Origin of the sequence: Nonlabens sp. MIC269 (genome assembly GCF_001430865.1) — a bacterium.
GTDB classification, from domain to species: domain Bacteria; phylum Bacteroidota; class Bacteroidia; order Flavobacteriales; family Flavobacteriaceae; genus Nonlabens; species Nonlabens tegetincola.
In genome coordinates this window covers 1,999,161-2,013,598 of sequence record NZ_CP011373.1, presented here as the reverse complement: position 1 = coordinate 2,013,598, position 14,438 = coordinate 1,999,161, and the positions used below count along the sequence as shown (strand labels likewise).

Genomic DNA, 14,438 nt, shown 5'->3' with positions numbered 1-14,438 from the left:
GTTAACTCGTTTTTACGCCACACAATTACCCTAGGAGAAGGATTTATGTACTTAATTTTTGATACTGAAACTACCGGTTTACCCAAACGATGGGACGCACCAATAACCGACACAGATAACTGGCCACGTGTAGTTCAAATTGCATGGCAGTTACATGATGAAATGGGTATTCTTATTGAACATGAAGATTATTTGATCAAACCTGATGGATTTGACATCCCATATGATTCAGAACGTGTACATGGAATATCGACACAACTAGCCCAAGAGCAAGGAATAGCGCTCGAGGAAATGCTAGAAAAATTCAATATTGCCCTATCAAAAACAAAATTTGTGGTAGGTCAAAATTTGAATTTTGACTTAATGGTTACTGGATCAGAGTTTGTGCGAGCACAAATAGCCAATCAGCTTCAAGAAATTCCAGTTCTAGATACCTGTACAGAACATACTGCACAGTTATGTCAAATTCCAGGTGGACGTGGAGGAAAGTTTAAACTTCCTACCCTTACCGAATTACATGAATTTTTATTTGGAGAACCATTTAGTGAAGCACACAATGCAACTGCCGATGTTGAGGCAACAACACGATGCTTCCTTGAACTGGTTAGAAAACAACAGTACACAAGGGAACAACTAGATGTTGAAGAGGATTATTTCCTTAGATTCAAACAAAGCAACCCATCTACTATCGCTCCTGTAGGATTAAAACATGTTAATCTACAAAAAGCAAGTGCTGCGCTTAAAAAAGATGAGGAGCCTGTAGTATCCAATCAAGAAATAAAAGAAAATTTAGCTGAATTAAGTGATGCGCCCTTTGTTCATTTACACAATCACAGTCAATTTTCTATTCTACAATCAACAGCTAGTGTAAAAGACCTTGCCGAAGCTGCAGCAGCCAATAACATGACCGCTGTTGCAATGACCGATCATGCAAACATGATGGGTGCATTTCATTTTGTAAGAGCCATTCAAGCGGTAAATAAAACAATTGCAGATGGTGAAGAGGAGCGTGAGCCCATTAAGGCCATCATAGGTTGTGAATTTCAGGTTTGTGAAAACATGAATGACAAGTCTATTAAAGACAATGGATATCAAATCGTTATTCTTGCCAAGAATAAAAAGGGTTACCATAACCTTGCAAAACTTGCTAGTAAAGCCTTTACCGATGGGTTTTACTACGTACCGCGTATCGATAAAGAATTATTGCTTCAGTATAAGGATGACCTAATTGTGCTTACCGGTAACCTATACGGTGAGGTCCCTTCAAAAATTTTGAATATCGGTGAAAAGCAGGCTGAAGAAGCTCTGCTTTGGTGGAAACAAAACTTTGGCGATGACCTTTATATTGAGATTATGAGGCATGGTCAAGAGGATGAAACTAGAGCAAATCAAGTTTTAATTGCGCTTTCGCGAAAGCATGATATCAAAATAGTTGCAACCAATAATACGTACTACATCCACAAAGAAGATGCAAACGCTCACGATATCTTACTATGTGTAAGAGATGGAGAAAAACAATCTACACCTATAGGACGTGGACGTGGTTACAGGTATGGCTTGCCAAATGATCAATACTATTTTAAAAGCTCTGAAGAAATGAAAGAGCTTTTTAAAGACCTGCCAGATGCTATTCTTAATATCAAGGAAGTAATTGACAAAATTGAACCCTTTGAACTTGCTCGTGATGTATTATTACCTGCATTTGATATACCTGAACGATTTATAGATCCCGATGATGCTACTGAGGGAACCAAAAATGGTGAGAACGCCTACTTAAGATTTCTTACTTATGAAGGAGCCAAAGAACGTTATGGAGAAGAATTAACTGACGACATCAAAGAACGATTAGATTTTGAACTTGATGTTATTGCCAAAACGGGTTACCCAGGTTACTTTCTTATTGTTTGGGATTTTATTAAAGCAGCAAGAGATATGGGCGTTGCCGTTGGGCCTGGACGTGGTAGTGCTGCAGGTAGTGCTGTTGCCTATTGTTTAAAAATTACCAATGTTGATCCCATACATTATGATTTACTTTTTGAGCGTTTCCTAAATCCAGATCGCGTATCAATGCCAGATATTGATATTGATTTTGATGATGAAAATCGATATAAAGTAATGGACTATGTAATTGAGAAATATGGTTCCAACCAAGTAGCCCAAATCATCACTTACGGTACGATGGCTGCAAAATCATCCATAAGAGACACGGCTAGAGCACTAGATCTACCCTTAATGGATGCTGATAGAGTAGCAAAGCTAATTCCTGATTTTGCAAAGCTTAAAAAAATGTTTGCTCTCGAGGAAAAAGAAATAGGCTCTAAATTTAGAGGAGAAGACGCTGACAACGTAAGGGAATTGTTACAGTTATCAGAAGGAAATGACCTGACGGCCGACACCATTCAAAAAGCTAGAATTCTAGAAGGTTCAGTACGTAATACAGGTGTTCATGCTTGTGGTGTCATAATTACTCCTGACGATCTAACCAATTTTGTCCCTGTAGCAACAGCAAAAAACTCGGATCTATACGTTACTCAATTTGATAACGAGGTAGTAGAAAGCGCTGGTTTGTTAAAAATGGACTTCCTAGGGCTTAAAACCTTATCCCAAATAAAAGATACGGTGGCCATCATAAAGGAGCGACATGGAATTGATATTGATATTGAGGCCATACCACTAGACGATCCAAAGACCTACGAATTATTTCAACGTGGAGAAACCACAGGTATTTTTCAATATGAAAGTGTGGGAATGCAAAAATACATGAGGGAATTGAAGCCTACTCAATTCCCTGATCTTATTGCAATGAACGCCCTTTATCGACCAGGACCTTTGGAGTATATTCCAGAATTTATTGCTCGTAAACACGGTGATAAAGAAATCGTTTATGACCTAGAAGCGTGTGAGGAATACCTAGCAGAAACCTATGGAATTACAGTTTATCAAGAGCAGGTGATGCTGCTGTCACAAAAACTAGCTAATTTCTCAAAAGGTGATGCAGATGTCCTGCGTAAAGCAATGGGTAAAAAGCAAATGGCTACATTGATGAAGATGAAGCCTAAATTTCTAGATGCTGGAGAAAAAAATGGACACGATAGAGAAGTTCTAGAAAAGATATGGAAAGATTGGGAAGCATTTGCCTCTTACGCATTTAATAAATCGCATTCCACCTGCTATGCCTGGATTGCTTATCAAACAGCTTACCTCAAAGCAAATTATCCAGCAGAATTTATGGCAGCAACGCTATCCAATAATATGAATAATATTAAGGATGTGACTAAGTTTATGGATGAGTGTAGACGTATGGGGCTGGACGTTTTGGGACCCGATGTTAATGAATCTAATTACAAGTTTACCGTGAATAAGGAAGGTGCTGTACGATTCGGTATGGGTGCGGTAAAAGGATTAGGTCATGGCGCTGTAATGACAATTATAGAAAACCGAAAAGACGGACCCTACAAAAGCATCTTTGATTTAGGTAAACGCATAGACTTAAGAGCTGCTAACAAAAAATCATTTGAAGCATTAGCTCTAAGCGGAGGTTTTGACAGCCTAGGTGGAGAAAATAGAGCATTATACTTTCATGCAGCAGATAATGGTCAAACATTTCTTGAGCAAGTAATCAAGTATGCTCAAAAGTACCAAGAAAATGAAAACAGCGCTCAAATGAGCATATTTGGCGAGGCAAGCGAGGTACAAATACCAGAGCCTATGTTGCCCGTGTGCGAAAGTTGGGGCACCATGGAAAAACTTAAAAGAGAAAAAGAAGTAGTAGGTATTTACATTTCTGGACATCCGCTTGATGATTATAAAAAAGAGATGCAATTTTTTTGCAACTCAAATCTAAATGCAATGAAAGTGTTACCTGAATTGGTAGGTAAAGAACTCACCTTTGCCGGTGTAATTTCTAGCGTAAGTCACATGATGAGTAAACAAAATAAACCATGGGGAATGTTTACCCTAGAGGATTATGATGAATCTCATGAATTTAGAATGTTTGGAGAAGAATATTTAAAATTCAGGCACTTCCTTATACCTAACACATTTGTTCATTGTAAAGTCACTGTACAGCAAGGATGGATTGATAAAAAAACGGGAAAGCCTCGCGATCCTAGGTTAAGTTTTATTCAAATGCAGCAACTGCAAGATGTGATGCAGCACGCAGCAAAAAATTTAACTTTAGAATTTAGCTTAAATGAGGTATTAGAATCTAAGATTCAAACCTTGAAGGAAGTATTAGATAAGCACACAGGAGAACAATTCCTGTATATAAATATTAGAGATCATGAAGAAAAAATTGCATTAGACATGACCTCAAGAATGCAAAAAGTAAGCGTGAATTCAGAATTATTAGACATGCTAGATAATCTAGATATCACGTACAAGGTTGGTTAATTGGTTGCTTATTATTTAAGTAGATACTAGTATAAGCAACTATAATAAGATAAGATAAATTACGGCCTTACTTTTGCTTAACTTTGTATGTAATAAAAAATTTAGAAAATGGCACTAGAAATAACAGATGCAAACTTTGAAGAAACAGTATTAAACAGCGATAAGCCAGTAATGGTAGATTTTTGGGCAGCATGGTGTGGCCCATGTCGCATGGTTGGACCTATCATCGATGAGCTATCAAATGAGTATGATGGAAAGGCTGTTGTAGGTAAAATTGATGTTGATGCAAATCAAGAGTTTGCTGCAAAATATGGCGTACGTAATATCCCAACTGTACTAGTTTTTAAAAACGGAGAAATCGTTGATCGCCAGGTAGGTGTTGCACAAAAAAGTGTTTATGCAGAGGCTATAGACAAGCAACTATAAGTAATTATACACTATATAAAAAAAGCCCATTCTATGAAAGAATGGGCTTTTTTATTTATATGAGTTTACTACATCATTTGTGTTTAAGTTCGCTTTCGCGAAAGCGTAATTTCAAATACATAACCACTTACCCCTTTTTACAGTCTGTTATAAAACGATTGACTATATTCACAATATGAATTTACAGCAAGAACTCAATAAAACTTCAGGATTTAAAAATCTCGCTTTACTTGCTAGTCAAGTAGTAGAAGGATACATAAGCGGTATGCATAAATCTCCTTTTCATGGTTTTAGTGCAGAGTTTGCTGAGCATAAAATTTACAATCCAGGAGAAAGCACAAGACATATCGACTGGAAACTTTATGCCAAAACAGATAAATTATATACCAAACGATTTGATGAGGAAACGAATTTAAGATGTCATTTAATTGTAGATAATAGCCCTAGCATGCATTATCCACTTATCAAAGAGTTTTCTCTTACGTCCTTGAATAAAATAGCATATTCCTCTCTAGCCTGTGCTGCAATTATGAACGTACTTAAAAAACAGCGCGATGCTGTAGGATTAAGTATTTATTCTGACAGTTATGAATACTATGCACCTGAAAAAGGTAGTGATCGTCACCATAACATGCTTTTAGATATGTTAGGAAAAACCTGTGTGCAACAACCATCAGGATCGGCAACCGACACTTATAAGTATCTTCACGAAATAGCAGAGAAGATTAAGCGCCGATCGCTCATTTTTTTATTTACCGATATGTTTCAAAGTGACGCGCATGAAAATGAACTTTTTGAAGCACTCAGACACCTTAAATACAACAAGCACGACGTTGTACTTTTTCACACATTTGATAGTACTACCGAGCTAAATTTTGATTTTCCAAATACTCCTAGCCGATTTGTAGATGTTGAAACAGGAGACCACATTAACCTTTATGCCGATAATATTAAAGAGGATTACAAAAAGGCGATTCAAGAGTATTTTAGTAGACTAAGAGTGCGCTGTGGACAAAACCGAATTAAATACATGCCTGTAGACATCAAAAAAAGCTTTGACGTAGTACTTACAACCTTTTTACTTGAAAGGCAATTATTTAAATAAATCTAATTACTAGATATATCTCGAGATAGATAATAGCTGTTACAATAAAAAACGCCAGTTCTAGCAAGAACTGGCGCTCATATAGCTCATCAATAATTAAACGCTATACGTACATAACGATAGGGTTTTCCATGTATTGTTTAAATGTTTGTAAGAATGCAGCTCCCGTTGCACCATCAACTGTACGGTGATCACAAGCTAATGTGATTTTCATAGTATTGCCAACAACAATCTGACCGTTTTTGACCACTGGTTTTTGAACAATAGTACCTACTGACATGATAGCACTGTTAGGCTGATTGATTATAGAAGTAAATTCTGTAATACCAAACATTCCAAGATTTGAAATAGTAAAAGTACTACCTTCCATTTCCTTAGGTTGTAACTTTTTATTACGGGCTTTAACTGCTAGCTCTTTTACTTTTGCACCTATTTGTTGCATACTCATTTGATCTGCAAACGGTAACACTGGAACCAGTAAACCATCATCAACGGCAACAGCCACTCCTACGTGAATATGCTTCGCCTGAATGGTGTTTTTATCTGTCCATTGAGTATTCACCTGTGGATGTTTTCTCAACGCCATTGCAGCTGCTTTAATGACCATATCATTAAAACTCACCTTAGTATCTGGCAACTCATTGATTGCCTTTCTACTTGCAATAGCATTATCCATATCTAGTTCAATTCCTAGATAATAATGTGGTGCTGTAAATTTGGATTGGCTCAAACGTTTTGCAATGGTCTTGCGCATTTGAGAATTTGCCATTTCAACAAATGTCTCTTCTCCAACAGCTTCAAAAGCAGGTTGAGAGACACCTGTAGAAGTTCCAGGAGTAAAACTTTCTATATCCTTTTTAATGATACGACCATTTTCTCCAGAACCTTGAACCTGCGACAAGTCGATTCCTTTATCCTGAGCCATCTTCTTTGCTAGTGGTGATGCAAAAACACGGCCTGTATTACTACTAGAAGTTGAGTTACTTGAATTAGAAACAGTCTTTGTTTCTTCCTTCTTAGGCTCTTGCTTTTTTGGTTGAGATTTTGGTTCTTCTTTGGCCGGTGCTTCTTTTTTCTCTTCCTTCTTTTTTGATGAGTTAGAAGCCCCATCTAAGGATACATTGGAAACATCTGTCCCTTCAGGACCAATGATAGCTAACAAAGCGTCTACAGCAGCAGTTTCTCCTTCTTGTATACCAATTTTAAGAAGAGTTCCACTATGAAATGACTCAAACTCCATGGTAGCCTTATCTGTTTCAATTTCTGCAAGGATATCACCTTCTTCAACTTGATCACCTTCTTTTTTCAACCAGCTTGCAACTGTACCTTCTTCCATGGTATCACTTAATCGCGGCATAGTAATGATTTCCACTCCATCAGGTAAATCATTAGAATCATCAGTTGAAGATGAAGCTTCATCGTTCTTATCTTCATTTGAATCTTGAGTTTTAGAAGAATCTTCGTTTTCTGTATTGGATGAATCGCCAGCGCCATCTAGTAAAGCTTGAATATCCTCACCTTCTTCACCGATTATACATAACAGAGAATCAACTGGTGCGGTTTCACCTTCTTGAACACCTATGTGTAATAGTGTACCACTTTGAAATGATTCAAATTCCATGGTAGCCTTGTCTGTTTCAATTTCTGCAAGAATATCACCTTCTTCAACTTGATCACCTACTTGCTTAAGCCACGCTGCCACAACACCTTCTTCCATGGTGTCGCTTAATCTAGGCATGTTTACAATTTCTGCCATAATTATAATTTTGCTGGTAAAAATGGATAGTCTTCTTGCTCGTATACTGAATCAAACATCACACTCTTTTCTGGCCAAGGTGACTCTTCGGCAAACTTTTCACATTCTGCAACACGCTCTTTCACGCGCTTGTCCATCGATTTTATTTCATCCTCACTCACACCATGCTCTTCCATCAAACGGTCTTTCACCTGAGTAATAGGATCAATTTTTTGATATTCGGCTACCTCATCTTTCGTACGGTACTTTTGAGCATCACTCATTGAGTGACCGCGGTATCGGTATGTTTTTAACTCAAGGAAAGTAGGTCCACCGCCAGATCTTGCTCGCTCAATAGCTTCATGCATCGCTTCAGCTACTTTTTCTGGATTCATCGCATCTACTGGTCCACATGGCATTTCATATCCTAATCCTAATTTCCAGATATCAGTATGATTAGCACTGCGCTCTACACTAGTTCCCATGGCATAACCATTGTTTTCTACACAAAAAACAACTGGTAATTTCCAAAGCATCGCTAGGTTAAATGTCTCGTGAAGAGAACCTTGACGTGCTGCACCATCACCAAAAAAAGTAAGTGTTACTGCGTCATGATTGTTGTATTTATCTCCAAAAGCCATTCCAGCTCCTAGAGGGATTTGTCCTCCTACGATACCATGACCTCCAAAGAAATTATGTTCTGGTGAGAATATGTGCATGGATCCACCTAGTCCTTGAGAGGTTCCGGTAGCCTTTCCATACAACTCGGCCATTACTTTTTTGGGATCTACACCTAATCCTATAGGTTGAACGTGGTTACGGTAAGCGGTAATCATACGATCCTTACCTAATTCCATAGCGTGTAAACATCCTGCCAGAATAGCTTCTTGACCATTGTACAGGTGTAAAAACCCACGTACCTTTTGTTGGATGTAAACTTGTGCAAGTTTGTCCTCAAACTTTCTCCAGAAAAGCATTTCCTCGTACCAGTTGAGTAATACTTCTTTAGTAACTTTTTTCATTTACGTTGTCTTTGTTAGTGCGCTTTCGCGAAAGCGTAATCAAGATTCAACCTTTATTTAAGGCTACTACCTTTTATAAAAGCGAAAACAAAAATAGAGATAAAATGCCTAACCAAAAACCCATAACGACGTTAAAAACATCGCAAACGTTATAGGTAATTTTTATCAAAGCTTAAAGGAAGTAACGATTCCATTGAACTGGCCTTAACTACCTTACCACCAGTACCCATGAAATATATCTCAATTCCATTTTCTTGACGTTTCTCATATTCACTAATTACTTGCCTACAAGCACCGCATGGCGGTACTGGTTTAAAGAAATCTGAAGACATGGGACCAGCTGTTAAAGCCATTTTTTTAACCGGTACACCGGGATATTGAGAACCTGCATAGAAAAGGGCTACACGCTCTGCACATAGACCACTAGGATAAGCAGCATTTTCTTGATTGTTCCCAGTGACTATTTCATTATTTTCTAATAAAATAGCACAACCTACTGCAAATTCGGAATAAGGAGCATAAGCCCTAGAACGTGCTTTGACAGCGTGTTCCATCAATAAAAAATCCTCAGAAGCTAGCTCCTGAAGATTTTCATAAACCTCTAATGAGGTCGATATATTTAATTTCTTACTCATCTACCACTCATCAAATTCATCTCCAAAATTGAAGGTAAGACCGAATCTTAATGTTCCTTCTAGTGGGCTTTGAACTCGACTTGTCGAGAACAGGTAGGACAGGTCAATTCCTATTTCAGAGAATTTAAATCCTGCACCTAGAGCTAAGAATTTACGCGCTCCTTTGTCATCTGCCTCGTTAAAATAACCGGTACGTAATGCAAACGCATCGTTGTATGTATATTCTGCCCCTATTGCCCATGTAAACTCTCTAAGTTCTTCTTCAAAACCACCTGGCGCATCACCAAAAGACTGAAACATACCTGTAATGAAAGAAACATCGTCATCTTGCCCAGAAATAATCTCTCTAGGAATACCATCTCCATCAGCATCACCATCTTCTCTAATCGGTGGTGTAGGAACTAATAATTTATTTACTTCGGCCATCACGGATACTTTACTAAAACCATCGTTTAAGATAAAGTCAAATCCACCACCTAGAGCTAAATTTGTTGGGATAAAGTTTTCTTGACCACCTTGATCGTAGGAAACTTTAGGTCCTATATTACTTATATTGAATCCTCCACGCCAGCGACCATTGAAATCTGTGTAAGCTATTTCTTCACTTTGGTAATAACCACTAATATCAACACCAAAACTATTTGCAGCACTAGCGTCATTATCTACTCCTTGTATTCTCAAATCAGAACGCAGGTAGCGACCTGTTACTGCCATAGAAAACTGTTCTGACAGCTTAAGTGCATAAGTACCATCGATAATAAATTCATTAGGATTTTCCTCTCTTCCAGGATCATTAGGATCTTGTCTTAGAGTAATTGAACCTAAACTGAAATACCTTAGACTTCCTGAAAAAGCGCTGTATTCATTGAGTCGTTGAGCATATACTAACTGAGCTATTGCTATATCATCAACTAAATTACCTAAATAAGGTGTATAAGCAACACCTAGTTTATGCTCTCTTTCTATGAAAGCATATTTAGCTGGATTCCATTGCTGTGACCAAGCATCTGGACTAGTTGCTACTCCCATATCGCCTAATCCAGCTGCGCGTGGATCACCGGCAATTCTTAAAAATGGTAAAGCTGTTGTAATTACTCGAGTATCGTTCTCTTGTGCGCTTGTTGTGCTAGGTAATGCAAAATAAAACGCAACAAAAACTAGAAAAATTTTTTTCATCAAATACTTTTTGTGAAAGGCAAATATAGCCTATTCCTTCTATTTAAATTAAGACCAGTTTCTCTATTTTACTGGCAGACTGATTAGTTAACGTGGAATTTACCGTAATCTTATAAATATACACTCCTTTTCCTAAACGTTGACCAAAATCATCTCGCCCATCCCATGTTATTTCTCGTGAGGTAAATCCAGATGTCGTAATAGTTTGATTTTTGGTCCAAACTACTTTTCCTGTAACGGTTAAAACTTGAACTTGAACATCCAGCAGCTCAAACGGTCTGTTATGATTGAACCAAAATTCTGTATAATTAGTAAATGGATTAGGGTAATTTAATACTCTAGTAAGCTCAATCCCTTCATTTTCTGACACTAAGAATTGAATTTCTTCACATACAGAATTATTATACACATCCCAAGCACAAACCTCGAGTGTATGCAAACCTGGCTCAATATCTCGTAAAGGAAAATACACTTGACCACTTGTGAAACTATCAACATCGGCTTCGTAGTAATCATTTAAGATAAAGGGATTAGCATCATCTCCATCTAATACTGCGGTGATATCATGACCTATCCCACTGCTGGTATTAATTCCACTGTCATCACTTAAAAGAGCGAGGAGAAATGGATTAGAATCCGTAACACCACCATTGACAAAGTTAGTGTCATTCATATACAATTGCATTTGTGGTGGCATGTCGTCATTTGCGGCATTTGGATTTATACCACCAATTTGAACATCGAGAGAGTAACCATTTTGATCTTCTAGAATAGTTGACCTTTTTGAATAAAAGGAAACTCTACCAGAACCAACTGGTATTTGAGTATCTCTAGGCAAAATAAACTCAATATCAAAAACGCCATTTTCCACCGTCGCTTGACCTCTAAACAAGACTTCTCCTTGTTCCGTAAAAGGGAGAATAATTAAATTTCCAGGGGAAGATTCTATATTATCATTAGCATTTGTAACCCTATCAATCAACTTATCAAATACCGTTACAGAAACAGTACCATTATAGTTGTTGATTCGAGCTCCTGCAATGTCCTGAACCTCGCCACTAAGTGTAACCCTATCTAAAGCACGTAAGGTTGATGTAGGACCAGAAACCGGCACACCGTTAACTGCGGTAAGAATCACTTGAGGTTTTGGAGAGGCTAGTTTCAACGCTGGATCTCCTACAAAGGCAACAACTCTTGCTCCAGTTAAACTACCAAAGGCAGGATCTACCTTGGCTCTTCTCAACGCCTCTGCCATACTTACCTGCACCGTATTATTGTAATCATACAAATATTGATCGAGCACCTCGTTCAACCTTGTACCTGCACTAATTAAAATAAGTCTATTTGTCGCAACCGAGGCAATTACTCCACCATTAGGATTAAGGTATATCACTTCTCCACCACTCTCTCGCAGTGGATTATCAAATCTAGTAAACTCACAAGTCACACTTATGAATAAAGGTAAATTATTAGGATTCCTATAATCCCTAGCAGAATTTTGAGTAATAACAAACTCACGAGCAAGTCCATCTTCGTTTCCATGCCCAAAATAATTAACTACTAAAGAACCTCTTTCAAAAGCATCTTCTATATTGGATACAGCTGCAGGATATCTAGGACCACCAGCATTGTTAACCTGAATATAACTATCGAGTAAAATTTTATCAACGTTTAAGTCTGGCCTGTTTGTGGCAATTTCAGTCGCTAATTGATTAACGCTTTCTTGTAGAACTCTATCACCTAATTCATCAACATCATCTGCAATTAACGTCACCCTGTTTCTCCAAGGATCAAATGCAGGTTCTTGTTGATAGGAAATTACTTTATCTACCATTTCACGTGCTTCTGTAAGATCACTTACAATCATTCTTCCTACTGCTATATCAGGCAATCCTCCATTTACACCAACATTACCTTCATTATCGTCCATTAAAACAAAAAAATCATCTAGAGCATAGCTGGTAATTAAGGAAACACTGGACTCACTCAAATAAATAGGAACAATATTATCTCTTACACTTATTCTATCCTTATAGTCATAACTCGCATCACCAAAAAGATTTACAAATTGCAATCTATTTGCCGGTGACGATGCATTATCATAAACATACTTAATGAAATTTCTTATAGCAGAAATATCCTGCATTCCATTAGAAAACTCATCATAAATCGCCTGAAGAGTAACTACCTTTGTATTTAAATTATTCTCCTGGATATGGAAGTTAGCTAATCTATCTGCCTGAGATTTTAAAAACTGCGGAGTAATAATTAAGTAATCTATATCTTTAAAAGCACCTGCATTGTCTAAAAAAACTGTTCCTTTAAGATTACTATTTTGTACTCTAGACTCATTCATTCTAATAACCGGGAAATAATCCCCATCCTCAACAGCAACAAATTGACGTGGTGATCCTAATGTGGATTTAAAAGAAAAAGTTGATTGATTATTTGAATTGACAATTCTAGTGGTGTTAAATGGATCTGTAATATCCCAGATTTCGTTTATAGTAGCTGCATTAGATATCTGATATTCTCCAATACCGGTATTGGTTGAAGCGTCAGTATTTTGAAAAACAAACTGTTCACCATTACCTTGCAATAAAGTAGGTACATTTAACCTTATATAATTCAAAAATCCACGAGCTCCTGGATTGCCACCATTATCAAAAGATAAATCTATAGTAGCTGTTCCACTCGTCGGATTAAAACTTGAATTAAAAGTAGCAGTTCTTCCAGCAAAAATATTTGAACGCTGACCACCAATAACTAAGCCAGTTAAATTACTCGTCCCAATTACAGAATTGTTATAAGAAATCTCAAACGAAACAGGAGTATCAGATATAGATGCTGTTTTGACAATAACGCTTGCATCTCTAGCCGTGTTTACATTATCTAGGTCAAATTCGAAGCTTTGATCTGGTTCAAATGAAAATCTCTCACCATACCATGTCCTACCTAAAGCTGCGATATTGCGTTCATCCACCTCATGGTGATAAACCTTATCATAATCTGTATAAGTTACAGCAACATTACCAGTAGGCTGTATAGCACTTAAAATCCTTTTTCCAGGATTACCTTGAGCTGTGATGTAATAAATAGACTCGTCGGAGTATGGGTTGATAAAACTATCATTTTCCTCAACATATTCAGTATCACTCGCTGTAGCATAAAATAAAATTTCATCACCCGAATCAAAACTTCCATCAGATTCACCAGTTACTCTTATAGGAATCTCCGCAGGATCGTAATATAAATTTTCATTGTTAGCTAGTGGCAATGACTTTCCGCCCTGACCGTAAATCTTTAATCGAGATGGATCTATACTATTAACATCCATACCTAAACTAGATAAAAAACCTCTAGTAATTCTGTGAACACCTGTATTATTAACCTGAAACTTAAACCACTCTCCAGATGCTAATAAGGAATTACCATAAGTAGTATTTTTAGGCAATAAAGCGGCCGTTCTTTCTCTATAGGAAATTTGAAAACCTGTTACCCTGTAATAATTTGAACCTTCCTTTAATACTACTGGAACTTTTAGTGTGGTATAATTACGCTTTCGCGAAAGCGAAGTTTCTAAAAAAACTTCAAATTGAGAAGGAAGCGTCAACGTCCTTAAGAAACCAACATTAGAATCGGGAATGACCGTTTTTTGTACAGAAACCACCTGTGCTGATCCTGGTTGAGCAAGCGGGATATCTATATAATTTTTGTGAAACACTAACCCGGTTTCAATTAAAGAGCAGTTATCTCCACAATATGGCATGACAATATCCTCGCCATTAATAGAATAAGTATAATTATCAATCCAAGTTAGTTGTTCATCGATATTTTGAGCTTTGGGCACAAAAAAACTTAGAATTAGTAAAATTAAAGAAAAGTGCTTCATCCGAATTTTAACGATAATGAGAGTTACATATTATTTACTTTGACCAACAATTTTT

Annotated in this window: 8 protein-coding genes; 3 read left to right on the top strand and 5 right to left on the bottom strand. The window is 37.2% G+C overall.

Annotated features, from left to right (window positions below):
* The first annotated feature begins 45 nt into the window (after positions 1 to 45).
* From dnaE to AAT17_RS09265, 3 genes are all read left to right on the top strand, one after another.
* Entirely contained in the window at positions 46 to 4,392 is a 4,347-nt protein-coding gene (dnaE, locus tag AAT17_RS09275; RefSeq protein ID WP_060523814.1) for a DNA polymerase III subunit alpha, read from the top strand.
* A 108-nt stretch (positions 4,393 to 4,500) separates the two neighbouring features.
* On the top strand, positions 4,501 to 4,818 hold the full coding sequence (gene trxA, locus AAT17_RS09270; RefSeq protein WP_042279663.1) for a thioredoxin: 318 nt from the start codon (positions 4,501 to 4,503) through the stop codon (positions 4,816 to 4,818).
* A 175-nt stretch (positions 4,819 to 4,993) separates the two neighbouring features.
* Entirely contained in the window at positions 4,994 to 5,923 is a 930-nt protein-coding gene (locus AAT17_RS09265) for a DUF58 domain-containing protein (RefSeq protein ID WP_060523812.1), read from the top strand.
* A 103-nt stretch (positions 5,924 to 6,026) separates the two neighbouring features.
* Here the strand turns inward: AAT17_RS09265 and AAT17_RS09260 are convergent, their stop codons facing one another.
* The 5 genes from AAT17_RS09260 to porU all read right to left on the bottom strand — a co-directional run bounded on the left by AAT17_RS09260 (position 6,027) and on the right by porU (position 14,341).
* On the bottom strand, positions 6,027 to 7,679 hold the full coding sequence (locus tag AAT17_RS09260) for a pyruvate dehydrogenase complex dihydrolipoamide acetyltransferase (protein ID WP_060523810.1): 1,653 nt from the start codon (positions 7,677 to 7,679) through the stop codon (positions 6,027 to 6,029).
* A 2-nt stretch (positions 7,680 to 7,681) separates the two neighbouring features.
* Positions 7,682 to 8,680, bottom strand: coding sequence for a pyruvate dehydrogenase (acetyl-transferring) E1 component subunit alpha (pdhA, locus tag AAT17_RS09255; protein WP_042279659.1), 999 nt, complete (start codon positions 8,678 to 8,680; stop codon positions 7,682 to 7,684).
* 149 nt (positions 8,681 to 8,829) lie between these two features.
* On the bottom strand, positions 8,830 to 9,315 hold the full coding sequence (gene cdd, locus AAT17_RS09250) for a cytidine deaminase (RefSeq protein WP_060523808.1): 486 nt from the start codon (positions 9,313 to 9,315) through the stop codon (positions 8,830 to 8,832).
* On the bottom strand, positions 9,316 to 10,491 hold the full coding sequence (gene porV / locus AAT17_RS09245) for a type IX secretion system outer membrane channel protein PorV (RefSeq protein ID WP_060523806.1): 1,176 nt from the start codon (positions 10,489 to 10,491) through the stop codon (positions 9,316 to 9,318).
* A gap of 43 nt (positions 10,492 to 10,534) precedes the next feature.
* Positions 10,535 to 14,341, bottom strand: coding sequence for a type IX secretion system sortase PorU (gene porU / locus AAT17_RS09240; RefSeq protein WP_216598152.1), 3,807 nt, complete (start codon positions 14,339 to 14,341; stop codon positions 10,535 to 10,537).
* Positions 14,342 to 14,438 lie beyond the last annotated feature (97 nt).

Excerpts from the sequence above, each read along its gene's own strand:
- trxA (WP_042279663.1), top strand. The coding sequence starts at position 4,501 with ATGGCACTAGAAATAACAGATGCAAACTTTGAAGAAACAGTATTAAAC.
- dnaE (WP_060523814.1), top strand. The coding sequence starts at position 46 with ATGTACTTAATTTTTGATACTGAAACTACCGGTTTACCCAAACGATGG.
- porV (WP_060523806.1), bottom strand. The coding sequence starts at position 10,491 with ATGAAAAAAATTTTTCTAGTTTTTGTTGCGTTTTATTTTGCATTACCT.
- pdhA (WP_042279659.1), bottom strand. The coding sequence starts at position 8,680 with ATGAAAAAAGTTACTAAAGAAGTATTACTCAACTGGTACGAGGAAATG.
- cdd (WP_060523808.1), bottom strand. The coding sequence starts at position 9,315 with ATGAGTAAGAAATTAAATATATCGACCTCATTAGAGGTTTATGAAAAT.
- AAT17_RS09260 (WP_060523810.1), bottom strand. The coding sequence starts at position 7,679 with ATGGCAGAAATTGTAAACATGCCTAGATTAAGCGACACCATGGAAGAA.
- AAT17_RS09265 (WP_060523812.1), top strand. The coding sequence starts at position 4,994 with ATGAATTTACAGCAAGAACTCAATAAAACTTCAGGATTTAAAAATCTC.